This is a genomic window from Gemmatimonadaceae bacterium (assembly GCA_036504815.1).
Classification (GTDB): Bacteria; Gemmatimonadota; Gemmatimonadetes; order Gemmatimonadales; family Gemmatimonadaceae; genus PNKL01.
In genome coordinates this window covers 157,138-183,488 of the sequence record DASXUN010000012.1, presented here as the reverse complement: position 1 = coordinate 183,488, position 26,351 = coordinate 157,138, and the positions used below count along the sequence as shown (strand labels likewise).

Below are 26,351 nucleotides of genomic sequence, written 5' to 3'. Positions count from 1 at the left end.
ATGACTTCCTCGAACACCGGTTCCACGGAACTCGCCCCGCGCCATGGCGCGCTGTGGGCAGCGCTCGTGTGCGCGCTCGCCGCGCTCGCGCTCGGCTATCCCGCGCTCGGCGGCCAGTTCCTCGTGAACCCGATGAGCGATCAGTACATCGCGGGCTTCGCGTTCCGCGACTTCGCCGTGCAGCAGTGGCACGTCACCGGGGCCATTCCTCTATGGAATCCGTACCTCTTTGGCGGCATGCCATTTGTCGCGGCGATGCACGGCGACATCTTCTACCCGACCTTCTGGCTGCGCCTGCTGCTGGGCACGGACGCGGGTATGACGTGGGGCTTCATCAGCCACCTCTGGCTCGCTGGCTTCGGGACGTTCCTGTTCCTTCGCAGCTACGGTCTCGGTTTCGCGCCGTCGCTCGTCGGCGCGCTGGCCTACCAGCTCGGCGGACCGATTGCCGCGTATGCCTCGCCGGGGCACGACGGCAAGCTGTTCGTCAGCGCACTACTGCCGTTCACGCTGTTGCTGCTGACCAAGGGCATCCGTGATGCGCGCCATTGGGCGTGGGGCGTGCTGGCCATCGTCATCGGCCTCGCGGTGCTCTCGCCGCATCCGCAGCTGTTGCAGTATCACCTGCTCGCCGCCGGCGCCTGGGCGCTGATGCTCGCCTTTGGCACGCCGGAACTCGATCGCGCCACCGCGTTCAAGCGGCTGGGATTCGCGTTGGGCGCGGTGCTGCTCGGCGCGGCCATCGGATCCATCCAATATCTGCCGCTCGCCGAGTACACGCCGTGGTCACCGCGCGCCGGCGGACGCGACTATGCGTACGCGTCGTCGTACTCGTGGCCCGTGGAAGAGCTTCTCAACGTCTACCTGCCGCAGTTCTCGGGCATTCTCGAGCGGTACTGGGGACGCAACGGCATCCACCTGCACAGCGAGTACCTGGGAGCGACGGTGCTGATGCTCGCTCCGCTCGCGTTCGGGGCGGGCGGGGAAGCGCGCCGCGGTTTCCGCCGCTTCTGGCTGGGCGTCGGCATCGTCTCCCTGCTTTGGGCGCTCGGCGGCTCGACGCCGTTCTTCCAGATCGTCTATGCCCTGGTGCCCGGCACCAAGTTCTTCCGCGCGCCGAGCACGATGATGTTCGTCTTCGCGTTCGCCGTGGCCATGCTCGCGGCGCTCGGCACCGAGCGACTGCTGGCCGGGAAGGTGACGGCGAAATATGCATACGGTTGGATCGTCGGCGCCGCCGCCGTCGGCCTGCTGGCGATGGCGGGGTTCTTCACCGGTCTCGCGAAGGGACTGGTGGTGGATCCCAGCCTCATTGACGTCGTGCTGGCCAACGCGAGCGCGGTCTCGCTCGGCGCGTGGCGGTCTTTCTTCTTCGTCGCGCTCGCCGCGGGAATGATCATCACCCTGGCGCGCGGGCTCGCCACGCCGCGACAGGTGGCGATGGCGTTGCCAATCCTGCTCGCCGCCGACCTGTGGAGCATCGAGAAGCAGTACTGGATGTTCTCGCCGCCGGCATCGAAGCTGTACGCCAGCGACGCCGCCATCGATTACCTGACGAAGCTCAAGGAGCCGACGCGCGTGGCGGTCATCGCCGTCCCCGACGGCAACCCCGTCGCGCCGCACGACCCCGAACTGATGGGCGACGGCCTGATGGTGCACGGCATTCGCTCCGTCACCGGCTACCACGGCAACGAACTCGGTCGGTACCAATTGCTCGGCAAGAAGGATGAGGGATACAGCGCGCGCCTGAACCCCTCGTTCTGGCAGTTGATGAACGTCAACTACATGCTGACCAACACCGACACGCTCCCCATTGAAGGCGCCCAGCGCGTCGCCGGTCCGCTGACCAACGCCGCGGGAACGAAGGTCTCGCTGTACAAGCTCGCGGGCGAGCATCCCTTTGCCTGGGTGGCGCCGGCGATCGCGAAGTACCCGGACGACGTCGTGCTGCAGGCCGCATCGCAACCCACGTTCGCCACCTATCAGGTGGCAATCGTCGACACCTCGGCGGCGATGCAGACGCAGCCGCTGACGTCGCTGCCCGCGCCGTTGCCGATCACGACGAGCACCGCGGACTATCGTCCCGGACGCTTCACCGTCAAGCTGAGCGCACCTGCGCCGGCGGGATCGGCGCTCGTGGCATCGGAAAACTACTATCCCGGATGGTCGGCGACGGTGGATGGAAAGCCCGCCACGGTGTACCGTACCAACTATGTCCTGATGGGTGTCGCGCTGCCGGCCGGGGCGACCACGGTGGAGTTTTCGTTCCAGAACGCCACGTACAGCAAGGGGCGGAGCATCACCTACGCCGCCGTCCTGCTCAGCCTGTTGCTGGCCATTGCCGGATTCGCCATGGACCGCCGAACCTCGCGGGGAGCCAATGCCTGATAAGGCACTGATCATCGTTCCTACCTACAACGAGCGCGAAAACATTCCGACGCTCATTGCCCAGGTGCTCGAGAAGGATCCGCGCATCGAGGTGCTGGTGGTGGACGACAACTCGCCGGACAAGACGGGCGACCTGGTGGAGGAACTCGGCCGCGCCGAGCCGCGCATTCACCTGCTGCGGCGCCCCGGCAAGATGGGACTCGGCACGGCCTACCGCGACGGTTTCCGGTGGGCCCTGGCGCGGGACTACGAGTACATCTTCGAGATGGACGCGGACTTCTCGCACGATCCGCGCCACCTGCCCGAATTCCTCGCCGCGGCGCAGCAGGCCGATTTCGTGCTCGGCTCGCGCTACTTGAACGGGCGCGTGACGGTGGTGAACTGGCCGATGAAGCGACTGATGCTCAGCTACTTCGCCAACATCTACGCGCGCATCGTCACCGGGCTCCAGCTCTGGGACGGGACGGGCGGCTTCAAGTGTTTCCACCGGCGGGTGCTGGCGGGCATCGACCTCGACAAGGTGAGGTCGAACGGCTACGCGTTCCAGATCGAGATGTCATTCCGCGCCTTCCACAAGGGATTTCGCGGCCAGGAGATCCCGATCGTCTTCACCGATCGCACGGTCGGGGACAGCAAGATGAGCGGCCACATCGTGCGCGAGGCCATCTTCATGGTCTGGCGGCTTCGGTGGTGGCACCTCACGGGGCAACTATGAGCATTCCAAGCGGGCACCCGTTCTACAAGATGTCGGGGTCGGGGAATGACTTCATCTTCTTCGATGCGCGTTCCGACACCGGTTTGGCGCACGCACTCAACGATCCCGAGCATGTCCGGAATCTCTGCGCGACGGGCACCGGGATTGGGGCAGACGGAGTTGTGTTTCTGCAAAGCGATACGTATCAATCCTTTAGGATACGTTACTTCAACCGAGATGGTAGCCTCGGTGAGCTTTGCGGCAACGCATCGCTGTGCAGCGTGCGCCTGGCGCGGGAGTTGGGCATCATTGGCGACGGGACCTGCCATTTCGAGACCGATGCCGGGGCCATGACTGGCCATTTTCGTGACGGCAGGCCCGAGATCGACCTTCAGATGGTACACGAACTGCGGCTGGACACCGAGTTCGAGCGTCAGGCCGGTGAGAAGCGGATCGGGTTTGCCAATACCGGCGTGCCGCACCTCGTGGTCCTCGTTGACGATACCACCAAGCTGGATGTGGTGGGTCGAGGCCGGCCATTGCGGCTCGACAAGAGGCTCAAGCACGGGGCCAACGTGAACTTCGTGGCGCCCGTAGCGGGCATCCCGGACGAGTTCTCCATCAGGACCTACGAGCGCGGCGTCGAGGGTGAGACCTTGGCCTGCGGGACCGGCGCCGTGGCCAGCGCGACGCTCCTGAACGCCTGGGGGCTGGCGGGGAAGGTCGTCCGGCTGCGCACCAAGTCTGACCGGACGCTGACCGTGACGCTGCGCAGCAAGGACGACGGCCATGTCTGGCCGTCCTTGAGCGGCGAGGCCCGGGTGGTCTATCAGGGGCGAACCGCCGAGCTCTAGCGGCCTTCGGTCTCTGAATTGATGACGGGCGGGCGACAGGAGTCGTCCGCCCGTTCTTCACGCCCGGAAGAATAGCGACACCACGGCAACACAAACCGTCCAAGTTGTTGCAGGGACTGGGCGTGGTCTTGTCCACCCGTTCCGGGGTTATCCACTTCAGTTAGTTTACATAATACATATTATCGGTACTATTTCAGGCCTTACTGGGCTATCGGATTACCGCGAGGCGCTTCAGAAGCATGGTACTCGACCGCACTCCCCCGACCCCGAATAGCCAAGCGGGCGTCGGCCAGATCTGGCCAACGCCCGCTTCAAGTAACTTCTGAGCTGCCCGGTCCGGGCCGCGATGTAAACCTGGGGAGCTACGGCTTCGCCGCCGTCGCCGTCAGTTCGCCGACGCGGATCTTGGCTTCGCTCGCCATGGGCGAGTCCGGGCGCGCAGCCAGCTCGCCCCACAGCTTGGCCGCCTCGGCACGCTTGCCCGATGCGGCGAGAGCCCGGGCGGCTTCCCCCTTCAGGAAGTCCTTCTCGCCCTGAAGCTCGGCCTTGTCCACGGCCTTCAGGTAGTGCTCGGCCGCCAGGTCGAACTTCTGCTCGCCCTCGTACCCGGCCGCCTTGAGCGACTCGACGCCGGCCGCGAAGGCCTTGGGCGCGGAGATCCCATCGAGCACTTTCTGGCCGTCGGCGTACCTGCCCTCGTCGAACTTGGACTGGGCATAGAGCAGCGCCGCCTGGATGCCACCCGCCGTGTTGCCGTAGCGCTGGGCCACCTTGATGAGCGCATCGGGCGCCTTCGCGTCACGCTGGCTGACGAGATTCATGGCGTCAAAGAACGCCTTCTCCGCCTGCGTCTCGCGGCGTGCCGAATTGGCCCTCCAGACAAACGCGCCGCCCACCACGACGGCCACGACCACGGCCGCAATCGTCAGCTGCTTCCTGTAGAGCTGGAAGGTGTCGAGCAGCGAATCAGGATCGGCTGTGATGGACGGACGGGCCGCCCCACCAGTCTTCGTCATCGGACAAGATCAAGGCTTGGGTTTGGTCGCGCATCACGGTGACGCGCAATCATCAAATCTACCAGCACGTGCACCAATGAGGCACCCCCTGCCCCACCGTCCCGGCCAGGTTTGCCCGTTATGGATTCGGCCGCCAGACGCCCACCCCGTCCTGGTAGACGATCGTCGTGCCCAGCGGCGCCGACATCTGCGCCAGTCGCTCGATGATCTTGCGACCGGTCGTCTCGTCGGCTAGCCGAGGGGTGCCACGCTGGGAGCGCGGCGCGCGATGGCTCAGCTCGATGGGATAGAGCCGCAGCTCGACCAGCGAGCTGCCCCGGAACGTCGGCAGGGCGACGACGCTTTCATAGTACTCGGCATTCGACGGAAAGCCCGTCGTGCCGTTCCGGAAGCGCGCGTCGTACAGGTTCGACGCGAGCGCCGTGTCGGCCAGGCCGAAGACCTCGTAGTGGTCCTCGGGCATGGGGTCGATGGTTTCGTTCTGGAAGACGAAGTTGGCCAGGCTGTAGAAGATCGGCTTGCCCTTGTAGATCTCGATGCCGCGCAACAGGTGTGGCCCCTGAATGATGTAGGTCGTCGCGCCGGCATCGAGGCACTTCCGGGCCCATTCGGTGAGCCACGCGGGCGGCACGACGGTCGACTCGTGCGAATGACTGGTGACGACGACATAATCGGCCAGCGAGCTCGCGTTGCGGATCTCGCGCAGGATCCGCGCTTCATCGATCTGGTTGACGGTCGTGATGGTGCGGGTCTGCGCGCCCTTGCGCACCGTCTGGGTCAGCAGGCGCACCTGCGCCGCCTCGCCGGTGGGCGCGGCGCTCCCCGCGAGGCCCGCCGCGGCGGCGCGCAGTTGTTCGAAGGTTGCGGGATCCGCCTCGTAGGCGCGCTCGACCCGGAGCGCGTTCAGGCCGGGCCGCCCGACCATGTCCGGTCGCGCATCACCGGCGCGCGACATCGGCGTGAACGAGGTCGCAAGCCCGATGAACGCGATGCGCCCCTTCGGCGTCTCGAGATACCCCGGACGGCTGGCCGCACCCAGGTTCTCGCCCGACCCCGCGTGCACGACGCCGAGCCGGTCGAGCAGACGGTTGGTCAGGCGCATGCCTTCGACGCCGTAATCGGTGGTGTGATTGTTGGCGCGGTTAAAGAGGTCGAAGCCAAGCAGCTTCAGGTCTTCGGCCACCTCCGGCGGCGCAACCTCCCAGTTCCCGCCGTTCTCCACCTCCGGCCAGCCCCGGAATTCGCTGAACCGGAAGGTCGAGAGCTCCAGGTTCACCATGGCCGCGTCGGCGCCGCGGATGACCTTGACCATCTGCTGGAAGCGCGGGTCGGCCGTGTTGTCGAATGGGGCCACGCGGCGGGTGATGATCGCGTCGCCCACCGCGGCCAACGACCAGGTCGTTCCCGGTCCTGGCAAGGCCTCGGGCGCTCGCGCGATCGCCGGCGTCCGCTGGGCCGCGCTGTGCGACGGCAACCCGACGAATGGAACAAGGAAGGCCGCGATGGTCAGCCATCGCGCCGGACCGACGCTTCGATTGGTGGTCATGACGTGCCCGGAAGAGTGCGGCGCGGGGGGCACGCGCGGCGAATCGATTCGCCAAAGTGAGTATGCGCGGCGCCAATTGTGGGTGTCAAGAACAGCCGGCGACCGCCCCCCTTGACTTGCCGCCCAGTATCCGATATTCATACATACGTATGAACTCCCATCAACCAGTTCCTGAACGCCTCCTGGCCGTCGCTGCCGACCTCTTTGCGCGCGAGGGCTTCGACGCCGTCTCCGTGCGCACGATCACGAGCCGCGCCCGGGCCAACCTGGGCGCGATCACCTACCACTTCGGCTCCAAGGAAGCGCTCTTCCATGCGGTCGTGGACCGCGTCGGGGCGCGCCTCGCCGACCGCTTCGTGAGCATCGCCGCGGAGGCGGGCTCGCCGCTCGAGCGCATCGGCCGTATCGTCGGCATGGTGCTCACCGAGAAGGACCTCCCTGCCCCGCTCCTGCTGCGCGAACTCACCACCGATCGCCCGCTCTCCGCGCCGATCGTGCAGATGATGCAGCGCAACCTCGGCATCGTCCTCGGACTGATTCGCGAGGGACAGGCCGACGGCTCCATCAGGAAGGGTGAACCGGCCCTGCTCGCCATGAGCGTGATGGCGCAGCCGTTCATGATGCGCATCGCCGGCAAGATCCCCCAGGAGATCGCCGGCGTGAATCCCAACGACCCGAAGACGCAGCGCAAGCTCGTGAAGCACGTCGTCACCACCATCACCCGCAGTCTCGCCTCCTCCCCCGAGCAACGGTCATGATTCAGATCCTGCTCCTCGCCGCCGCGCTCGCCGCGCCGCCACAGGACACCACGCGATTGTCCGTGACGACGGCCATCGATCGGGCGCTCGCCTCGCATCCGGCGGTCGGCGCGGCCCGCGCCGGTGTGGATGTCGCCACCGCCGACGTGGGCCAGGCGCGCGCCGCCCGCTTCCCTGCGGTCTCGTTCGATGGATCGGTCAACAGGTTCGAGAAACCGATGATCGTCTGGCCGCTGCACGGCCTCGACCTGCGCAACCCGCCGTTCTTCGACACGCAGACCTCGCAGGCGTCACTCGGCGCCGCATACACGCTCTTCGACTTCGGCGCCCGCTCCTCGAAGGTGCGAGCGGCCGAGGCGCAGCGCGGGGCGGCGGACGCCGTGCTCGGCGCCACCGAACAGCAACTGATCGCGCGCACCGTGGCGTCGTACCTTCGCGTGCTGACGGCGCGCGGGGTGCTGGCCGCCGACGACCAGCGCGTGACCGCCCTGCGCGGCGAGGCCACACGCGCGCGCCAGCGGCTCGCCGCCGGCAAGGCGGCCCGCCTCGACACGCTGCGCGCCGCGGTCGAGCTGGCGAGCGCCGAGGCGGACCGTGTGAACAGCACTGCGAGCGTGGATGTCGCCGAGCATGATCTCGCCCGGCTGATGGGCGCCTCATTTTCCGCGGTCCATGGCGCCTCGTTGGACATCGTAAGGCTTGCCCGCGCCACGGACGCCGCCGCCGATGACCGCGCGGCGCTCGTCGCGCGCGCCGGCACCGCGAACACCGACGTGCAGTCGGCGGCCCGGCGGGCCGACGCGGCGGCAGCGTCGGTGGGCGCGGCCAGGGCGGGGCGGCTGCCGCAGTTCCAAGCGTCAACGGCGATCGTGGACCGCAGCAACATCACGGGTCGCTGGATCTCGGAGTGGCAGGTCGGCGTCGGCTTCTCCTGGCCGCTCTACACGGGCGGCGCCCGGACGAGCGCCATTGACCGTGCCGAGGCCTCTTCCCGCGCCGCGCAGGAGCAACTGCGCATCACCCGCCTATCGGCGGAGCAGCAGGTGGACGACGCGCGCGCCGCGTTCGACGCCGCCCGCGCCCGCGCCGCCGCGCTCGACGCGGCCGTGCAGCAGGCCACCGAAGTGGCCCGTATCACCGCCCTGGCGCGCGACGTGGGCGATGGCACGCAGACTGATTATCTGCTGGCCGAATCGGCCCTTTATCGCGCGCGCAGCGGCCTCGTGCAGGCGCGCCATGCCGTGATCGCCGCGCGCGTCGAACTCGCCCGCGTGCTCGGCGAACTGAACCGTTCCTGGATTGCCTCTTCGCTGGAGTCAGAGCCATGAAGCGTGCCCCAATAGCCGTCGTCGTACTCGTGGTCGCCGTCGGCGCCTTCCTGTTGTTTCGTTCGCGCGGCGCCAGCGACTCGCTCGCCGCCTCTGGCACCGTGGAGGCGACGGAAGCGGCCCTCGGATTCCAGACCGCCGGGCGCATCGCGGCGATACGCGTGAACGAGGGAGATCGCGTGCATCGCGGTGACACGATCGCGATCCTCGACCGCACGGAACTCGAGGCGCGGCAGGCGCAGGCGCGCGCCCAAATGAACGCGGCCGCGGCGACGCTCAGCGAACTCGAACGGGGCGCGCGGCGCGAGGAACTGGCCCAGGCGCGCGAGGCCGACAGCACGGCCGCCGTGCGTTTGGCTGACGCCCAGCGCGACCTGGCCCGCGCCCAGCAGCTCTTCAGCGGCGGCGCCGCGTCGCAGGAGGCCTTCGACAAGGCGCGGCTCGCGGCGGACGTCGCGCGCAGCCAGCGCGCCCAGGCCGCGCAGCAGTTGCAGCTGGTGCAGGCAGGACCGCGCGCCGAGCGCATTGCCGCGCAGCGCGCGACGGTGGCGGCGGCGCAGTCGCAGTTGAAGCAGGTGAACGCGATGGTGGACAACGCCGTGGTCGTGGCGCCGTTCGACGGCATCGTGACGGTGCGCCAGCGACAGCCGGGCGAGATCGTCGCGCCGGGCGCGCCGGTGGTGACGATCTCGAACTTCGGCGACCGCTGGGTGCGGATCTACGTCTCCGAGGCGCGCCTCGGCGCCGTAACCGTGGGGCAAGCGGCGACGATCACCACCGACACCTACCGCGATCGCACGTATCCTGGCACGGTGACGTTCATCGCCAGCGTGGCCGAGTTCACCCCGCGCAACGTCCAGACCACGGAAGAGCGCGTGAAGCTGGTCTACGCGGTGAAGGTGCGCATTGCCGGTGACAGCGCGATGGCGCTGAAGCCCGGCATGCCCGCCGACGTCACGTTGACGCTCGCGCGCTAGTTCCCTGCCCTTCGCTCCCGGACGACCATGACCCGCCACGCCCGCGCCGCCAACGCGCCCGCCGCCATCGCGACGCGCGATCTCACGCGCCGCTTCGGTGCCGTGACCGCCGTCGACGGCGTGACGTTCGAAGTCGCGCCCGGCGAGCTGTTCGGGCTGGTGGGCCCGGACGGCGCCGGCAAGACCACCACACTGCGCATGTTGGCGGGAGTGTTGCGCCCCACCAGCGGCGACGCGCTGGTGGACGGCGTGAGCGTGGTCCGCAATCCCGAGGACGTCAAGCGCCATATCGCGTACATGTCGCAGCGATTCGGCCTGTACACGGACCTCACGGTGCGCGAGAACATCGACTTCTACGCCGACCTGTACGAGGTGCCGCCGCGCGAGCGCGCCGCGCGCCTGGCGCGACTGTACGAATTCTCCAACCTCGAGCCGTTCGAGCATCGCCTCGCCGGCCAGCTTTCGGGCGGCATGAAGCAGAAGCTGGGGCTATGCTGCGCGCTCATTCACCAGCCGCGCATCCTGCTGCTGGACGAACCGACGTTCGGCGTGGACCCGATCTCCCGTCGCGACCTGTGGCTAATTCTCGAGGAGATGGTGTCGCAGGGCGTGACCGTGCTGGTGTCAACCGCGTACATGGACGAGGCCGAGCGATGCGACCATGTGGCGCTGCTCGACCATGGCCGGATCGTCGCGCTCGACACCCCGTCCGCGCTTCAGGCGTCAATGGCGGGCCAGGTGATCGCGATGCGAACCAGCCAGGCGCGACGCGCGCTGGACGTGCTGCGCGCGGCCCCGGTGGTGCGGCGGGCCACCCTGTTCGGTGACACGATTCACGTGATCGTCGGGGAGGACGGGCGCTCCCGCGCGACCATCGAGGCGCTGCTCTCCGACGCGGGCGTGGAGATCGCCGAGCTGCACGAGATCGAGGCGTCGCTCGAGGACGTCTTCATCGAGCGCGTGACGACGGACACCGCACCGGCCGGAGCCGGCGCATGACGGGCGCACCGCGTTCCACCGCTGGCGGGTCGCTCGCGACGCGGGCGCCCGGGGGCACTCCGCCGCTGGCGGTGTCGGTGCGCGCGCTGTCGCGCGCGTTCGGCGACTTCGTGGCGGTGGATCGCGTGACCTTCGACGTCGCCGAGGGCGAGGTGTTCGGTTTTCTTGGCCCCAACGGCGCCGGCAAGACCACGACCATCAAGATGCTCACCGGCCTGCTCGCGCCGACGTCGGGCGATGGCCTGGTTGCCGGCTTCGACGTGCGCACGGCCTCCGAGGATATCAAGCGCAACATCGGCTACATGTCGCAGCTCTTTTCGCTCTACGGCGACCTGACGGCGGAGGAGAACATCGCCTTCTTCGCGGGCCTGTATGAGGTCACCGGCGCGCGCTACGCCCAGCGACGCGACTGGGTGCTGGAGATGGCGGGGCTCACCGAGCACCGCGACCAGCTCACATCGAGCCTGCCGCTGGGGTGGAAGCAGCGGCTCGCCCTCGGGTGCGCCGTGCTGCACGAGCCGCCGATCCTTTTCCTCGACGAGCCCACCTCGGGGGTGGACCCGGTGTCGCGGCGCGCCTTCTGGGAGTTGATCTACCAGCTGACGGCGAAGGGGACGACGGTCTTCGTCAGCACGCACTATATGGAAGAGGCCGAGTACTGCGACCGGCTGGCGCTGATGAACCGCGGTCGCATCATTGCGCTGGACAAGCCGGCCGACCTGCGCGGCCAGATGGCCGACCCGATCCTCGAGGTCGAGACGAGCGACGCCTCCGCCGCGGCGCAGGCCCTGCAGCACCAGCCCGGGATCATCGAGGCGGCGATGTTCGGTCGCGCCCTGCACCTCGTGGTACAGGACGTGGCGGCGGCGCGCGCCTTCGTGCCGGCATTCCTCGCCGCGCGCGGCGTCACCACCGGTGCCATGCGGCCGGTGCGCCCGTCGCTCGAGGACGTGTTCGTCTCGCTGGTGCGCCGCGAGGGCGGCGCGGTGCTGGGGTGAGCATGACCTCCATCCGCCTCGGACGTCTTCTCGCGGTCGCGCGCAAGGAAGTGCTGCAGCTGCGCCGCGACGTGCGCAGCCTGATCATGGCCTTCCTGATGCCGGCGGCGCTGATCGTCTTCTTCGGATACATCATCAGCTTCGACATTCGCGACATCAAGATGGCGGTGCTCGACCAGGATCACTCCCGGCAGAGCCGGGAACTGGTGGCCAGCTTCGTCGCCGCGGGGCGTTTCCGCGTGACGGCGAACCTTGGCGCGGCGGCGGAGGTGGCGCCGATGCTGGATCGCGGCGCCGTTCGCCTGGCGCTGGTGATCCCGCCGGGGTTCGCGCGCCGCCTGTCCACCGGGCAGGTGGCGCCCGTGCAGGCGATCATGGACGGCGCCGACGCCAACACGGCCGGCATCGCGCTCAATTACGCGACGGCGATCGTCTCGGCGTACTCGGCGGCGGTCGTGCTCAAGGCCACCCGCCTGCCGACCCCCATCACCGCCGAGGCGCGCGTCTGGTACAACGAGACGCTGGAAAGCCCGCCGATGATCGTCCCGGGACTGATTGCCGTGATCATGATGATGATCGCCGCAATGCTGACGGCGCTGACCGTGGCGCGCGAGTGGGAGCGCGGCACCATGGAGCAGCTCGCCGCGACGCCCGTGCACCGCGTCGAGGTCATCGTCGGCAAGCTGCTGCCGTACCTCGTCATCGGGTTGGTGGACGTGCTCGCCGCGATCCTCATCGGCATGCTCGTGTTTGACGTGCCGTTCCGCGGCAACCCGGCGCTGCTGGCGATCATGGCGACGATGTTCCTCATCGGTTCGCTGGGACTGGGCCTCTTCATCAGCGCCGTGCTGCGGTCGCAGCTGCTGGCGACGCAGGTGGCGATGGTCGCCACGTTCCTGCCGGCGCTGCTGCTGTCGGGGCTGCTGTTCGACCTCAACATGATGCCCCCGGTGCTGCACGCGATTTCGGCGCTGATCCCGGCCCGCTATTTCGTGACGGTGATGCGCGGCATCTTCCTGAAGGACGTCGGCGTTTCGGTGCTCTGGAGCCAGGGCCTGGCGATGGTGGCGTACTCCATCGTTGGCCTGGGGCTGGCGGTGCGCGTGTTCCGCAAGGAGATCGAATGACGCTGCCGTCGCGCGTTCGCGTCCAGCAGCTCCTGCGCAAGGAGCTGGTGCAGCTGCTCCGCGACCCGCGTTCGCGGCGCATGCTGATCATCGCGCCCATTCTGCAACTGCTGGTCTTCGGGTACGCGGTCACCACGGACGTGCGTCACGCGCAGACCTACCTGGTGGACGCCGACGCCACGTCGGAGTCGCGCGCCCTGGCGACGGCGCTGACGGCGGGCGGGTACTTCGACATCACACACCGCGGCGAACGGCCGGCCGAGCTCACGCGCGCCCTCGACGCGGGCGATGTGCTGATTGGCGTGCACATCCCGCGGGGCTTTGCCGCCGACGTCGCGCAGGGGCGCCCGACCACGGTGCAACTGCTCGTCGACGGCTCCAACGCGAACACCGCCAATGTCGCGCTCGGCTATGCGACGCAGATCATCGGGAGCTACGGCCTGCAGCGCGGCGTGGAGATCGCCGCGCGGGCCGGCGTGCCCGCCCCCACCGGCGGGGTTCGCTTCGAGGCGCGGGTGTGGTACAACCCGAATCTCGAGAGCCGTTCGTACAACGTGCCGGCGGTGATGGGCAACGTCGTGATGCTGATGGCGCTGATGCTGACCAGCCTCGCCGTGGTGCGGGAGCGCGAACTCGGCACGCTCGAGCAGCTGATGGTGAGCCCGCTCCGCCCGATCGAACTGATGCTCGGCAAGACCGTGCCTTCGGCGCTGGTGGCGATGTTCGACGTCGTGCTCGTGACCGCGGTCTCGCTGCTCTGGTTCCGCATTCCGTTCGCCGGCAGCTTCGTCGTGCTCGGGGTGGCGAGCCTGCTCTTCGTGCTGACCGGGCTGGGCATCGGCCTGCTGATCTCGACCATCAGCAAGACGCAGCAGGAAGCGTTCATGTCGATGTTCATGTTCTTCCTGCCGGCGATCATGCTCGGCGGCCTGCTCTTCCCCGTGGACAACATGCCGCCGTGGGTGCAGTGGCTGTCGTACCTGGACCCCATTCGGCACTACCTGATCGCGGTGCGCGGCATCTTCCTGCGCGGGGCGGGCTGGAGCGTGATCTGGCCGCAGCTGGTGTGGCTGGCCGGACTCGGCGTCAGCGTGCTGTGGTTTGCCACGAAGCAATTCCACAAGACGGCGGAATGATCCGCCGCCGTCGCGGCTAGTCTTCCGTTTCGGAGTCGGCCGGACCCACGTCCGGCGGAGCGCGCGGGGTGGGCGGACGCTTGGGCAGCTCGAGGAGCACCCAGGGCGTGACCACGACGCGCAGCCAGCGTGAGACACGACGCGACGCTCCGCCCGCCCCCCGCACGCCAACAAGGAGGAACAGCTGATCCACCGGCCACACGACGAGCCACAGCGCGGCAGCCAGCACCATGGCTACGGGCCACAGCGGGATGAGCAGCAGCGCCAGCACGAAGACGAGCGGCGCGACGAACATGCACGGACCGATGGCCAGCGCCATCAGCGCCTCCGCGGGGAAGGCGACGGCATCGTTGCCCGGTTGATCACGGCGGCGTGAACGCGGTGCGGACGCGCCGTGGGGCGATGGGCACGGGCCGGTGTTGCGCGGCCGCGAGATCGGCGAACAACGCCAGCCGCGGGCGCCGGAACGCGACGGTCCGCCAGCGGAAACGCCCCTCTCCCTCCAATCGCGCTCCCGACAGCCAGAGGGCCACCATGTCGGTGCGGGCGTCGTAGGAGAAGGTCGACCGGTACACGATGTGCGAGAGTTCGCGAATGGTGCCCGCGATCAGCACCGGCGTGGGGAGGGTGCGCCACGTGACGCCGTTCCGGCTCGTCGCCAGGAAGAGGGCCGTGGTGGCACAGGTCTCCGGTGCCTTCACTGGATAAAGCGCCCAGAACTCGCCGCGTTCGGGAATCCATTGGACGTCGAGATGCCACGGATAGAGCAGCGATGGCGCTCCCAGCTCGGCGGGCGCGGGATCGGACCACGCAATGCCATCCGTCGACCGCCGGAGGGTGACCTGCGCCGTCCGGTCATTGCATCCCGAACGCGCGTCGACGCTCCACATCCACCAGTCGTCCTTGGCCCGCCGCACGACCGCCGGCGAGAGCGACGCATACCGCTTGGTGGCGAAGAGTTGCCGGGACCTGGACCACTGCGCGCCGTCCGCGGAACGCATCAGGAAGACCCGGTCCGAATCACTCACCTGCCGGTAGTAGAGGAACAGCTCGCCGCGCACGGACGCATGCACGAGATCCGGGTCGGAGAGATGACCGTTTCTCGGCTTCACCAGCGGCATCGGCGCCCGCGGCGCTCCGCTCCATCGCACGCCATCAAGGCTGGCGTACAGGGACGGATTCTCGTAGTACGTCGCGCCAGCGGGGTACGGCGTCAGGGCGAGGTAGAAGAGCCGATGCTTCCACGGCGACCGCGGCGCGGCGAAGTCGGGATGCACCGTCTCACCCGATCCATCGTACGTGCTCAGCGGGAGCGCGATCGGTCCCACCGGAACGTTCAACGCGGCCGTGTCGGACGTGACCCGGTATTCCGGGACGGTCGGCGTCCGATCATGGCTGCCGCAGCCGGCAACCGCCCAGACCGCAAGCACCATGGCCGCGCGTAGTGTGATGGACAAGGAGGCCGGCCGATCGAGGGAGCGAAACGCTCGCGTGACCATGAAGGCGTTCGGCGTCCTCGCCGACACAGACCCGGTACCAATCGCACCTTAGCGCGCGGACGAACGAGCGTCAACACGAACGCCGCGCGCCAGCACCGCCAATGCCCCCGGCCTGATTCGAACAGGCGACCTAGCGTTTAGGAAACGCTTGCTCTATCCACCTGAGCTACGGGGGCGGTCAGCGAAAGTTACGTGGCTGGCGCCGCGGATGCCACGCGATCCATGTTATCGCGGTACGCCGCGTGCCCACTTCGACCCCGCCTGCCATGTCGCCCCGCCTGCTTCGGCTGCTCCCTGCCCTCGCTGTCGCCGTCGAACTCACCGCCCAGCCGGCGCCGCCCAAGCGCATTCAGGAGGTGATGGCGCGCCCGGAGTTCGCCCATGCGACGTGGGGCATGGAGTTCTACGACCTGCAGACCAAGAAGACGGTCTACGCGGTGAACCGCGACCGCCTCTTCGTCCCCGGCTCGACCACCAAGCTCGTCACCACCGGCACGGCCTTCGCCACGCTCGGCGCCGATTACCGGTTCCGCACCCGCATCTTTCGCACGGGGCCCGTGCGCAACGGGATCGTACAGGGCGACCTGGTGCTCGTGGCCAGCGGCGACCCGAACCTGACGCACTGGGAGCATCCGAACGGCCAGTACGCCTTCGTGGACCAGGATCATTCCTACGGCGGGCCGCCGCTTCCGGGTGATCCGCTTGCCGCGCTCCGAGACATGGCGCGGCAAGTGGTGGAACGCGGCATCCACGGCGCGACCGGCCAGGTGATCGTTGACGCTTCGCTCTTCCGTGAAGGCACTCGCGAACTGGGCACGCGCATCGTCATCTCGCCGCTGATCCTCAACGACAATGTCATCGACATCGTGGTGACACCGGGGGTTCGCGCCGGCGATGCCGTGCAGGTCAGCGTCTCACCCAAGACCTCCTACCTCACGGTGCAGGCGAACCTCACGACGGCCGACAGCGGCACGCCGGCCCAGGTTCGCACGGTGGAGGACAGCACCGACAAGGACCATCGCGTCCTGGTGGGCACCGGGCGCATGCCGGTTGGACCAGCCGTGAATGTGCGGTGGGCCGTGGCGGCGCCGAGTCGCTTCGGCGAGATCGTCCTGTCGGAGGTGTTCAACGAAGCGGGCATTCACGTCATTCCGCGGCTCGGCTCGCGGACTGTGGATGCCGCGCAGTTGTCGCGCGGCTACGCCGACTCGCTGGTGGTGGCCGAGCACGTGTCGCTCCCGTTCGAGGCGGCGGCGCGCGTCATTCTCAAGACCAGCCAGAACCTGCATGCGAGCAGCCTGCCGATGCTGCTCGGCGCTCAGCCCGCCGCGCGCGATGCGGGCAAGAACGGCTTTGACGTGGCCAGGGAGTGGCTGCAGGGCGCGGGACTGAATACCGACGGCGCCGTGCAGGGTGACGGCGCGGGAGGCGATGCCTTCTTCTCGCCCGCGTTCATGACACGCTACCTCGAGTACATCGCCACGCAGCCGTGGGCGCAGTCGTTCCACGATGCGCTGCCGGTGCTTGGCACGGACGGGACGCTGGCCGCCATCCAGACCACCGCGCCGGCCGCGGGCCGCGTGCATGCGAAGACCGGGACGTTCTCCTCGTACGATCCGCTGAACAAGCGGTCCATCGTGCATGCGAAGGGACTCGCCGGCTACTTCACGTCCAGAAGCGGGCGACGGATCGCATTCGCGATCTACGTGAACAACTTCGCGGCAAACGTGCCGGATCCGGCGACCTTCGCTGGCCAGGCGCTGGGGGAGATCGCGTCCATCGCCTGGGAAGTGATCAAGTAGCGCACGGGTCCCGCCGGATGCCGAGCCCGTGACCCGGTCCATGGCCGGCGTTCGCCGTCGCGCTACGGCAGCGCGTCGAGGACGCGGCGGCGCGCCTCCGGCTCCACGGCGAAGGCGACGGCCTTCCCCTTGTACACCACGGCACCGCGCACCGTGGCGAGCGCGGTGTAGTAGTCGACGTACGGAAAGTTGGCGATCGCCCCGCGCGCGAACTCGTACTTCGACACCGCGGCGCGCCACGCGTCGAGCTGGTCGGACACTTTCACGTACACGTACGGCGTGAAGTTGGTGGCGTCCTCCCAGTTATCTGCATACCAGACCGACCGTATGCCGCGATGCGCCGGATGCGCCAACTGCACCCCCGGCAACGCGGCGAGCAGCACGGCCTCCTGCACAATGGCGCTGGTGATCGCGTGATCCTTGTGCAGGCTCTCCTTCCAATGCGTGATGATCATGGTGGGCTTCACCTGGCGCATCACGTCGGCCACGTATCGCCGCGCGGAGTCATCGTTCGGGATCTCACCGTCCTTGTACGGCCCGAAGATCACCTCGGCGCCAAGGTCGGCGGCCACCGCCTCGGCCTCCCGTTTCTTCTGCGCGCCGTACTCCACCGGGCTGAGCTTCGGGTTCCCGCCTTCCCCCAGCGTGAGATGCAGCACTACGACCCGATCGCCGCGCTGGTGCGCGCCAAGCAGCACCGCACCGGCGGTGAGCTCCATGTCGCCGGCGTGCGCCCCGATGGCGAGAATGGTTCGGGCCGGCGGGGCCGCGGGCGCCGTGGGCGTGGCTTGTCCACTCACCGCGGTCGCGATCACGCCAAGGCCCGCGAGGGTCCGGCACAAGGGTCCAGCACGCATACGGCGTCTCTCCGACAGAACGGACTGGCCGGAAGTTAGCAGCAATGGCGCCACGCCGTCACATCGCATAGCGTTCGTTCTTCCCCGTCTCCCTCACGCCCATGCGCCTCCGTCTCCTCCCTGCCCTGTTCCTTGCCGTGCCGCTCGCCGCCCAGCAGCCGGTGGCCGATCGGTACCGTGATGTCGCCAACCGGATCATCGCCGCCGCGCTGGCCGACTCGACCGGCGCGTGGAACCGCCTCGCCGAGTTCACCGACTACAGCGGTCCCCGGCTCGCCGGGAGCGCCAACCTCGAGCGCGGCATCGACTGGGTGCTGGCGCGGATGAAGGAAGACGGCCTCGCCAGCGTGCGCGGCGAGCCGGCGATGGTGCCGCGCTGGGTGCGAGGCCGCGAGTCGATCACCATGCAGGCCCCGCGCGTGGCGGACGTGCCGATGCTGGGGCTCGGCGGCTCGATCGGCACACCCGCCGGCGGCATCACCGCCGAAGTGCTCGTGGTGTCGAGCTTCGACGAACTGTCGAAGCGGGCCGGCGAGGCCAACGGGAAGATCGTGCTCTTCGACGTGCCGTTCACCAACTACGGGGAGACGGTGCAGTACCGCAGCAACGGCGCGATTGCCGCGGCAAGGCTGGGCGCGGTGGCGTCGCTCATTCGCGCGGTGGGCCCGTGGGGACTGCGTACGCCGCACACCGGCGCGATGCGGTACGACTCCACGGTGACGCGCATTCCGGCCGCGGCCATTCCGCTGGAAGACGCCACGATGCTGCACCGGATGCAGAACCGGGGCACCAAGGTCGTGCTCACCATCCAAATGGAGGCGCAGACGCTGCCGGACTCGCCCTCGCGCAACCCGATGGGTGAACTGACGGGCCGCGAGAAGCCGAATGAGATCGTCGCCATCGGGGGCCACATCGATTCGTGGGACGTCGGCGTGGGCGCGATGGACGACGCGGGCGGCATCGTCGTGGCATGGGAAGCCGTGCGGCTGCTCAAGAAGCTGGGCCTCACGCCACGCCGCAGCATCCGCGTGGTGGGCTGGGTGAACGAGGAGAACGGCGGGCGCGGCGGCTCCGCGTATCGCGACGCGCACGCCACCGAGGCGCATTCCCTGTTGATCGAATCGGACGCGGGCGTCTTTGCCCCGCTCGGATTCGGCTTCACCGGCAGCGACTCCGCGCGCGTGATCGTGAAACAGATCGGCTCGCTGCTCGACCGCATCGGCGCCGGCAGGATCGGCGCAAGCGGCGGCGGCGCCGACATCGGCCCGCTGATGAGCACCGGCGTGCCGGGGATGGGGCTCGATGTGGAGGGGAGCAAGTACTTCGTATACCACCACACGCCGGCCGACACGCCGGACAAGCTCAGCCCCGCCGACATGCAGAAGTGCGTGGCCGCCTTCGCCGTGATGGCCTACATCGTGGCAGATCTGCCGGACATGCTGCCGCGGAAGTAGCTCAGTACTCCACGATCGCGTCCACCGACGACCCGACGAGCTGCTGACGCCCGTTGAGGAACGTCAGGTCGATCACGAACGAGAACGCCACGACCGTGCCACCAGCGCGCTCCACCAGGCGCCGCGTGGCCGCGGCCGTGCCGCCGGTGGCGAGCACGTCGTCCACGACGAGCACGCGGGCGCCGGCGCCGAGCGCGTCCTCATGCATTTCCAGCGCGTCGGTGCCGTACTCCAGGGCATACTCCTCGCGCACGCGGCGGAAGGGCAGCTTGCCCGGCTTGCGCACGGGGATGAGCGACACGCCCAGCTGCTGCGCGACGGGCGCGGCGAAGAGGAAGCCGCGGCTCTCGATGGCGACCACGTGCGTGATGTTCAGCGCGGCCGCCCCCGCCGCCATGCTCTCCGTCACGCGCGCGAAGAGCGACGCGTCGGCGAGCACGGGGGTAATGTCCTTGAACACGATGCCCGGCTTGGGAAAGTCCGGCACGTCGCGTATCGTCGCGCGCGCCGCACGCGACAGTTCGTCACGCCCTTCGGGCCGTGGCCTGGTAATCATGGCTCGATCTCGAAATTGCCGTTCGGTGCGCCGATCGGCGGCGCGGGCCGTTCCTCAATCTCCACGGACTGCACCCTGGCCTGCGGCGGCCCCCGCCGCAGCGCCTCCAGCAGCCGTTCCACCTGCGCGCTCGCCCCGAACGCGGCCACCTCCACCGAACCATCGGCGGCGTTGCGCACCCAGCCGCCGAGCCCGAGCTCGCTCGCCCGGCGCTCGACGAACCAGCGGAACCCGACGTGCTGCACGCGTCCGCTGATGCGCACGAACACGCCCCGGGTCTCGCCGCTCACGCCGACTCCCACCCGTGCTTGCCCACCAGCGGCACGAAGCGCACGTCGGAGAGGTCGCGCCGTTCGAATCCGGCACTCGTGCGCGTGATCTCCACCAGGCGCTGGTCCTCACGTCCGCCAACGGGAACAATCAGGCGTCCGCCGATGGCGAGCTGGTCCACAAGGGGCTGCGGAATGGTCGGCGCGCCGGCTCCCACCAGGATCGCGTCATACGGCGCAAACTCCGGCCAGCCGTATGTGCCATCGCCGCATAGCAGCGCCACGTTCGTCACGCCGCACGCGGTGATCGCGTCGCGCGCCGTCTCGAGCAGCGGCCGCACGCGTTCCACGGAGTAGACGTGCTGGCACAAGTAGGCGAGCAGCACGGTCTGGTAGCCCGAGCCCGTGCCGATCTCGAGCACCTTCTCGTGTCCCTGCAGCTTCAGCGTCTGCAGGTACATCGCGTGCACGAACGGCTGGCTGATGGTCTGGCCGCTGCCGATGGGGAGCGGCGAGTCCTCGTACGCCCGATGCCGCACGCCCGACGGGACAAACTGGTGCCGCGGTGTCAGGTCGAGGGCGCGCAGCACGGCGAGGTCGTTGATGCCCTTGGCGCGCAGCTCGTCGAGCAGCCGCCGGCGCGCCCCGGTGAACTGCGGCGTTACAGGGGACGCCACCACTGCTCCCGGCGGTCGAGAATGTCGCGATGCGTGAGGTCGAGGTGCAGCGGCGTGATGGACACGAACCCCTCGCTGATCGCCTGGAAGTCGGAGTCGGAAGCGGAGTCCTTCCAGTCCACCGACCCGCCGCCAATCCAGTAGATGGGCCGCCCCCATGGATCCTTCATCGGCATCAGCGAATCGGAGTAGGCGCGCCGCCCCAGGCGCGTCAACCGGAACCCCTTCACCTGGTCCGCCGCGATGGGCGGGATGTTCACGTTGAAGAGCGTGTTCTCGGGGAAGACCGGCAGTGAGGTGAGGTGCCGCAGGATGCGCTCCATCGTCCCGATGTGGTCGTCGAGCAGCGCGTCGGCGCGCAGGACGCTCCCGGCAAACGAGAAGGCGATGGCCGGCACGCCCAGGGCGAGTCCCTCCATGGCCGCGGCCACCGTGCCCGAGTAGAGCACGTCCTCGCCCATGTTGGGGCCGTGGTTGACGCCGCTGAGCACGTAGTCCGGGCGCTCGGGGAGCAGCGCCTCGAGCGCCAGCATCACGCAGTCGGTCGGCGTGCCGTCCACCTGCCAGCGGTTCTCCGCGATCTGCACCGGGCGCAGCGGATGGTGCATCGTCAGCGAATGGCTGGTCGCGCTCTGCTCGCGATCCGGGGCCACCACATAGACGTGGCCCAGCGGCGAGGCCGCGCGTTCAAGCGCCGCGAGACCGCGCGCCAGGATACCGTCGTCGTTGCTCAGCAGCAGTCGCATCAGCGGTTGGATGGGTCGCGCAGCGAGACGAGCAGCGCCTGCAGCTCCGCCTCGAGCGCGAGAATGGTCTGGAGATCGAGCCCGGTGCGGGCCGTCGGACGCAGCGCCCCGGTCTTGCGGTATTCATCGAGCTTCTGCCGGGCGCCGTCGATCGTGTATTTCTCGGTGTACAGCAGGTGTTTCACGAGCATCACCAGTTCGACCTCGCGCCGCGAGTAGACGCGGTTGCCCGAGCGGTTCTTCACCGGGCTCAGGCCCTTGAACTGGCTCTCCCAGTAGCGCAGCACGTGCGGCTTCAGCTCCGTCAGCTCGCACACATCGCCAATGCTGAAGAACTCCTTCACCGGTTCCGCTGGACTGGCTGCCATCAGTCACGCTCCCCGCGCAGTTCACGCGACATCAGCTCCACCATCGCCTGCCGCGCCGGCTGGTGCTCGAAGAGCACGCGATGCACGGCGTTCACGATCGGCATCTCCACCCCGCGCGCAATCGCCAGTTCGCGCGCGCTCTCGGTGGTCACCACGCCCTCGGCCACGGTCTCACGTCCCGCGAGCACCTCGGGGAGCGTCGCGCCCTTCCCGATCTCGAGCCCGACCTGCCGATTGCGGCTCAGCGAACCCGTGCACGTCAGCACGAGATCGCCCATGCCGGCGAGTCCGGCGAAGGTCTGCGGATGCGCGCCCATCGCGACGCCCAGGCGCATCATCTCGGCGAGGCCGCGCGTGATCAGCGCCGCCCGCGTGTTGAACCCGAGGCCGAGGCCGTCGCTCATTCCCGCGGCCACCGCCATGACATTCTTGAGTGCCCCGCCAAGCTCCACGCCCTTGACGTCGTCGCTGGAATACACGCGGAAGAACGGCGCACTGAACGACTGCTGCACCCGCATCGCGGCGGCGGCATCGGCCGAGGCGGCGACGACGGCCGTCGGATGCCTGGTCGCGACTTCGGCGGCAAAACTCGGGCCGGAGAGGGCGACCACCGCATGGCCGTGCAGCTCCTGCTCGACGACGTCCGTCATGAGGGCGAACGAATGGCGCTCGATGCCCTTCGTGGCCACCACGGCCGTCGCGCCGGGGGCCACCCAGGCGCGCGCATGCGAGACAACCTCGCGGAGCACGTGCGACGGTGAGGCCAGCAGCACCAGCTCCGCGCCGTCGAGCGCGGCCGCCTTGTCCGTCGTGCCGCGCAGCCTGGCGCTCAGCTGGATGCCGGGCAGGAACCGCGGATTCGCGGCGGAGTGCGTGATTGCTTCGGCGACGTCGGGCTCGAGGCACCACACCGTGGTTTCGTGGCCGTTGTCGGCCAGCAGGCTCGCAAGCGCCGTCCCCCAGGCGCCGGCGCCCAAGACTGCGCACCTCATTCGCCCTCCCCAGACTTCGCCCGGCTGAATCGATGTTCGGTGCCCGCGCGCAAGCGCTCGATGTTGGCCCGATGCGACCAGAAGACGAAGAGACAGACGGCCACCGCGGCGATCGTCGCCGGGGACTGTCCGCGGTCGAACACGATCACGCCAGCGACCAGCACGACGGCCGCCGTCAGCGATCCGGCGGACACATACCCGGTGCGCCAGAGCACGAGCGCAAACGCGATCAGCGCAAGGACCAAAGGAACAGGCGCGATGGCGGCGAAGATGCCGGCCGCGGTCGCCACTCCCTTGCCGCCGCCCTTCCACAGCAGAAAGACCGGCCTGGCGTGGCCGACGATCGCGGCCACGCCGCAGGCAATGGCAAACCACTGCGGGGTCGTCGAAGCCGCCGCGTCGCCCGGAAAAACCAGTCCCGGCAGGATAATGACCGGCAACGCCCCCTTGAGCACGTCGACAAGGAAGACGACCGCCGCCATCTTCGCCCCCAGCGTGCGGTACACGTTCGTCGCGCCGAGGTTGCCCGAGCCCACCGTGCGCAGATCGATCCCCTTCGCCTTGCCGGCGAGGTACGCCGACGGGATGGAGCCCGAGGCGTACGCGAGCGCGAGCGCCGCGGCGGCGATCATTCCTTGCGGACTCCGCTCTTGCGCTTGAACGTCAGGCGCAACGGGTTCCCGGTGAATCCCCAGACTTCGCGGAAGCAGTTGTGCAGGTAGCGCACGTAATGCTCCTGCAGGAGATCCGGGTTGTTGCCGAAGATCAGGATGGTCGGCGGGGCGGTCTCCACCTGCGTGCCGTAATTGAGCTTGATCTCGAAGCCGGCCGCCTGCGGCGGCTGGCGGCGTCCGACGATGGCCTGCAGCGCCTCGTTCACCTGCGACGTGCTGATGCGCTTGTGGCGCTCGGCATTCACCTCGAGGATGAGGTCGAGCACCTTGGTCACGCGCTGGCCGGTGAGCGCCGAGGTGAAGATGAACGGCACGTACTTGAGGAAGGGCGCCTTCTCCCCCGCTTCCTTCTCGAACTTCGCCGACGTCTTGTCGTCCTTTTCCTTCAGGTCCCACTTGTTCACGATGACGATGAGCGCGCGCCCCTGCTCCCAGGCCATGTTGGCGATCTTGAGGTCCTGGTTGTGCAGTCCCTCCATCGCGTCGATGACGAGCAGGCAGATATCCGATCGGTCGATGGCGCGGCGCGTGCGCAGCGCCGAGTAGAACTCGATGCCGTCGTCCATCTTCGACTGCCGGCGCAACCCCGCCGTGTCGACGAAGATGATGTCGGTGCCGTGGTACGTGAACGGCGTGTCGATGGAGTCGCGGGTCGTCCCCGCAATGTCCGACACCACCAGCCGGTCCTCGCCCAGCAGGCGGTTGATGAACGACGACTTGCCGGTGTTCGGGCGGCCCACCACGGCCACGCGCAGCGCGTCCGCGCTCTCGTCGCCCGTGGAGTCCGGAATGCGCGCCACGATCGCGTCGAGCAGGTCGCCCGAGTTCTTGCCGTTGGCCGCGGATACCGGGAACGGTTCCCCCGCGGCCAGCCGATAGAACTCGAACCAGTCGGTCTCGCGCGGATCGTCCACCTTGTTGGCGACGACCATGAACGGCTTGCCGGACTTGCGCAGCAGTTCCACGATGCGCGCGTCGCTCGGATGAACCCCCACCTGCGCGTCGGCGACCATGAGCAGCAAGTCGGCTTCCTCGATGGCCTGCTCCACCTGCCGGCGGATCTCGAGGTCCATCGGCAGCTTCGAATCCTCGCGCAGGCCGCCGGTGTCCACCAACCAGAACTTCCGCCCCGCCCATTCGGCCAGCGCGAAATGGCGGTCGCGCGTGGTCCCCGCCTCCTCGCTCACGATCGCCTGATCGTGCCCGATGATGCGGTTGAAGAGCTTCGACTTGCCCACGTTGGGGCGGCCGACAAATGCGATGACGGGAATGTTCACGGGAGATCTCCGGCAAGGGACGGCGCCGGCTCACCCTGAAGCGTTAGCACGTCGATGAAGTCGTACGAAGGAAAGGCAGGCATCGGGAGGCGCGCCCGGAGTTCCTCGAACACCACGTCGTCGAGGAAGATGCCATCCTCGTTGATGCTCTCGGCGGGAATGAGCGCGAAATCCGCGCCGTTGACGTCGGCGAGCGCGCGCTCAATGTCGGTTCCCACAAGCAGCCCGGCGGTCGTGACGGTCGGGCCGAAGAGGGAGTTGGTGGTCGGCCGCAGGTCGAAGGTGGCGCCCGTCGCGTTCGTCAGCTGCTCAAGAAGCGCCGGCATGTGCGGTGCCATCGAGACGCCGGTGACGACGGCAATGCGCTTGCCGTCGAGCCGCGGCAGGCGCTCGAGCCCAGATTCCAGACGGTGGCGCAGCATTGGCAGCGCTCCCACGCCATTCTCGATCTGGGAGAAATCGCCGTAGTGCTCGAACGGCGGCAGGTCACACTCGGCGAGCAGGTAAAGCTCGTCGGAGCCATGGACCCACGGGAAGCCGCGTTCCTGCTGCGCGCGCTCCGCCCAGCGGCTGGTGACCTCCACCAGCGAGCGCGCCGCTTCGACATCCATGGAGCGCCCCGTGTACAGGTGCGAGAACTGCGTCAGCCCAACCGGGACGAGAGCCACGGAGAGGCAGGCGTCGCCGAAGTCCCATAGGTCGCTCAGCGACTGCTCCAGCACTTCGCCATCGTTCAGCCCCGGCACCACGACCATCTGGCCGTGGAACTGGATGCCCCCCTCGACCAGGCGCCAGAGCTGCTCCTTGATGTCGGGAACACGCGGGTTGTTCAACAGCACCCGCCGCGCCTCCCATGGGGTGGCATGCACCGACACGTAGAGCGGCGACAGGCGGTACTCGATGATCCGCTGCTCGTCCTTTTCCTTCAGGTTCGAGAGCGTCGCGAAGTTGCCGTACGCGAACGAGAGGCGGTAGTCGTCGTCGCGGATGTAGAGGTTCTTCCGCAGCCCCTTGGGAAGTCCCTCGATGAAGCAGAACTCGCAGCGGTTGGCGCACCGTCGCACCGTGGGCGGCTCGAGCTCCACGCCCAGCGGGATGCCTTCGAGCCGCTCGATGTCGTAGACGACTTCATCACCGTTCGGGAGCCGCGCCTCGACCTCGAGCAGGTCCTCGGCGGTCAGGAATTCCCAGTCGAGGAAATCGCCCAGCTCGCGCCCGTTGACGGTGAGCAACTCCGTCCCGGGCACGATGCCGAGTTCCTGTGCGATGCTGTCGGGTTTAACGCGCGCGACTCGAACCATGCGATCCTCGGAAGCGGACGGGGAAAGAGGGTCGTGATCCCCCTTTCCCCGTCGAAAC

The 26,351-nt window shown here is 68.3% G+C and carries 26 protein-coding genes and 1 tRNA gene; 12 read left to right on the top strand and 15 right to left on the bottom strand.

What is annotated here, in order from left to right; genetic code table 11:
- Genes VGJ96_05940 through dapF form a run of 3 tightly spaced genes read left to right on the top strand, consistent with a single transcriptional unit; the run spans position 1 to position 3,936 of the window.
- Positions 1-2,388: a YfhO family protein gene (locus VGJ96_05940; protein ID HEY3286644.1), complete on the top strand. Its 2,388-nt coding sequence runs from the start codon at positions 1-3 to the stop codon at positions 2,386-2,388.
- A complete protein-coding gene (locus VGJ96_05935; GenBank protein HEY3286643.1) occupies positions 2,381-3,103 on the top strand; it encodes a polyprenol monophosphomannose synthase in 723 nt (240 codons plus the stop codon). Before VGJ96_05940 ends, VGJ96_05935 begins: the two co-directional genes overlap by 8 nt.
- Positions 3,100-3,936, top strand: coding sequence for a diaminopimelate epimerase (gene dapF, locus VGJ96_05930; GenBank protein HEY3286642.1), 837 nt, complete (start codon positions 3,100-3,102; stop codon positions 3,934-3,936). Before VGJ96_05935 ends, dapF begins: the two co-directional genes overlap by 4 nt.
- 362 nt (positions 3,937-4,298) lie before the next feature.
- Here the strand turns inward: dapF and VGJ96_05925 are convergent, their stop codons facing one another.
- The gene (locus VGJ96_05925) at positions 4,299-4,952 is read right to left on the bottom strand and encodes a tetratricopeptide repeat protein (GenBank protein HEY3286641.1); all 654 of its coding nucleotides are present in this window, start codon (positions 4,950-4,952) and stop codon (positions 4,299-4,301) included.
- A gap of 118 nt (positions 4,953-5,070) precedes the next feature.
- Positions 5,071-6,498 (bottom strand): CapA family protein, encoded by a 1,428-nt coding sequence (locus VGJ96_05920; protein HEY3286640.1) that lies wholly within the window; start codon positions 6,496-6,498, stop codon positions 5,071-5,073.
- A gap of 149 nt (positions 6,499-6,647) precedes the next feature.
- Between VGJ96_05920 and VGJ96_05915 the strand changes: the two genes are divergently transcribed.
- From VGJ96_05915 to VGJ96_05885, 7 genes are read left to right on the top strand one after another with little or no spacing between them, the layout of a single operon-like run.
- Positions 6,648-7,256, top strand: coding sequence for a TetR/AcrR family transcriptional regulator (locus VGJ96_05915; protein HEY3286639.1), 609 nt, complete (start codon positions 6,648-6,650; stop codon positions 7,254-7,256).
- Positions 7,253-8,584, top strand: coding sequence for a TolC family protein (locus tag VGJ96_05910; protein ID HEY3286638.1), 1,332 nt, complete (start codon positions 7,253-7,255; stop codon positions 8,582-8,584). The genes VGJ96_05915 and VGJ96_05910 overlap by 4 nt, the downstream gene beginning before the upstream one ends.
- Entirely contained in the window at positions 8,581-9,561 is a 981-nt protein-coding gene (locus VGJ96_05905; GenBank protein ID HEY3286637.1) for an HlyD family efflux transporter periplasmic adaptor subunit, read from the top strand. The genes VGJ96_05910 and VGJ96_05905 overlap by 4 nt, the downstream gene beginning before the upstream one ends.
- 27 nt (positions 9,562-9,588) lie before the next feature.
- The gene (locus VGJ96_05900) at positions 9,589-10,560 is read left to right on the top strand and encodes an ABC transporter ATP-binding protein (protein HEY3286636.1); all 972 of its coding nucleotides are present in this window, start codon (positions 9,589-9,591) and stop codon (positions 10,558-10,560) included.
- Positions 10,557-11,558, top strand: coding sequence for an ABC transporter ATP-binding protein (locus VGJ96_05895; protein HEY3286635.1), 1,002 nt, complete (start codon positions 10,557-10,559; stop codon positions 11,556-11,558). The genes VGJ96_05900 and VGJ96_05895 overlap by 4 nt, the downstream gene beginning before the upstream one ends.
- A gap of 2 nt (positions 11,559-11,560) precedes the next feature.
- Complete coding sequence (locus tag VGJ96_05890) at positions 11,561-12,685, top strand: ABC transporter permease (GenBank protein HEY3286634.1); 1,125 nt, start codon at positions 11,561-11,563, stop codon at positions 12,683-12,685.
- A complete protein-coding gene (locus VGJ96_05885; protein ID HEY3286633.1) occupies positions 12,682-13,821 on the top strand; it encodes an ABC transporter permease in 1,140 nt (379 codons plus the stop codon). The genes VGJ96_05890 and VGJ96_05885 overlap by 4 nt, the downstream gene beginning before the upstream one ends.
- Positions 13,822-13,837: 16 nt before the next feature.
- Here VGJ96_05885 and VGJ96_05880 read toward each other — a convergent pair whose 3' ends face one another.
- The 3 genes from VGJ96_05880 to VGJ96_05870 all read right to left on the bottom strand — a co-directional run bounded on the left by VGJ96_05880 (position 13,838) and on the right by VGJ96_05870 (position 15,496).
- The gene (locus VGJ96_05880; protein HEY3286632.1) at positions 13,838-14,140 is read right to left on the bottom strand and encodes a hypothetical protein; all 303 of its coding nucleotides are present in this window, start codon (positions 14,138-14,140) and stop codon (positions 13,838-13,840) included.
- Between the two features lie 43 nt (positions 14,141-14,183).
- Positions 14,184-15,278 carry a hypothetical protein gene (locus tag VGJ96_05875; protein HEY3286631.1) on the bottom strand — a complete coding sequence of 365 codons (1,095 nt, stop codon included), beginning with the start codon at positions 15,276-15,278 and terminating at the stop codon, positions 14,184-14,186.
- A 144-nt stretch (positions 15,279-15,422) separates the two neighbouring features.
- Positions 15,423-15,496: transfer RNA gene (locus tag VGJ96_05870), tRNA-Arg, on the bottom strand.
- Positions 15,497-15,586: 90 nt separating this feature from the next.
- Here VGJ96_05870 and dacB point away from each other — a divergent pair.
- Entirely contained in the window at positions 15,587-17,122 is a 1,536-nt protein-coding gene (gene dacB / locus VGJ96_05865) for a D-alanyl-D-alanine carboxypeptidase/D-alanyl-D-alanine-endopeptidase (protein HEY3286630.1), read from the top strand.
- Between the two features lie 62 nt (positions 17,123-17,184).
- Here dacB and VGJ96_05860 read toward each other — a convergent pair whose 3' ends face one another.
- Positions 17,185-17,979 (bottom strand): PIG-L family deacetylase, encoded by a 795-nt coding sequence (locus VGJ96_05860; GenBank protein HEY3286629.1) that lies wholly within the window; start codon positions 17,977-17,979, stop codon positions 17,185-17,187.
- 101 nt (positions 17,980-18,080) lie between these two features.
- Here VGJ96_05860 and VGJ96_05855 point away from each other — a divergent pair, with 101 nt between their 5' ends.
- Complete coding sequence (locus VGJ96_05855; GenBank protein ID HEY3286628.1) at positions 18,081-19,433, top strand: M28 family metallopeptidase; 1,353 nt, start codon at positions 18,081-18,083, stop codon at positions 19,431-19,433.
- Between the two features lies 1 nt (position 19,434).
- Here VGJ96_05855 and VGJ96_05850 read toward each other — a convergent pair whose 3' ends face one another.
- The 9 genes from VGJ96_05850 to VGJ96_05810 are packed head-to-tail and all read right to left on the bottom strand — an operon-like array spanning position 19,435 to position 26,293.
- Positions 19,435-19,989 (bottom strand): adenine phosphoribosyltransferase, encoded by a 555-nt coding sequence (locus VGJ96_05850; protein ID HEY3286627.1) that lies wholly within the window; start codon positions 19,987-19,989, stop codon positions 19,435-19,437.
- A complete protein-coding gene (locus tag VGJ96_05845; GenBank protein ID HEY3286626.1) occupies positions 19,986-20,279 on the bottom strand; it encodes an acylphosphatase in 294 nt (97 codons plus the stop codon). The genes VGJ96_05850 and VGJ96_05845 overlap by 4 nt, the downstream gene beginning before the upstream one ends.
- Entirely contained in the window at positions 20,276-20,935 is a 660-nt protein-coding gene (locus VGJ96_05840) for a protein-L-isoaspartate(D-aspartate) O-methyltransferase (GenBank protein HEY3286625.1), read from the bottom strand. Before VGJ96_05840 ends, VGJ96_05845 begins: the two co-directional genes overlap by 4 nt.
- Positions 20,920-21,681 (bottom strand): 5'/3'-nucleotidase SurE, encoded by a 762-nt coding sequence (gene surE / locus VGJ96_05835; protein HEY3286624.1) that lies wholly within the window; start codon positions 21,679-21,681, stop codon positions 20,920-20,922. The genes VGJ96_05840 and surE overlap by 16 nt, the downstream gene beginning before the upstream one ends.
- Positions 21,681-22,049 carry a MerR family transcriptional regulator gene (locus tag VGJ96_05830; protein HEY3286623.1) on the bottom strand — a complete coding sequence of 123 codons (369 nt, stop codon included), beginning with the start codon at positions 22,047-22,049 and terminating at the stop codon, positions 21,681-21,683. Before VGJ96_05830 ends, surE begins: the two co-directional genes overlap by 1 nt.
- Entirely contained in the window at positions 22,049-23,041 is a 993-nt protein-coding gene (locus VGJ96_05825; GenBank protein HEY3286622.1) for an NAD(P)H-dependent glycerol-3-phosphate dehydrogenase, read from the bottom strand. Before VGJ96_05825 ends, VGJ96_05830 begins: the two co-directional genes overlap by 1 nt.
- On the bottom strand, positions 23,038-23,673 hold the full coding sequence (plsY, locus tag VGJ96_05820) for a glycerol-3-phosphate 1-O-acyltransferase PlsY (protein ID HEY3286621.1): 636 nt from the start codon (positions 23,671-23,673) through the stop codon (positions 23,038-23,040). The genes VGJ96_05825 and plsY overlap by 4 nt, the downstream gene beginning before the upstream one ends.
- On the bottom strand, positions 23,670-24,992 hold the full coding sequence (gene der / locus VGJ96_05815; GenBank protein HEY3286620.1) for a ribosome biogenesis GTPase Der: 1,323 nt from the start codon (positions 24,990-24,992) through the stop codon (positions 23,670-23,672). Before der ends, plsY begins: the two co-directional genes overlap by 4 nt.
- Positions 24,989-26,293, bottom strand: coding sequence for a DUF512 domain-containing protein (locus VGJ96_05810; protein ID HEY3286619.1), 1,305 nt, complete (start codon positions 26,291-26,293; stop codon positions 24,989-24,991). Before VGJ96_05810 ends, der begins: the two co-directional genes overlap by 4 nt.
- Positions 26,294-26,351: the final 58 nt, after the last annotated feature.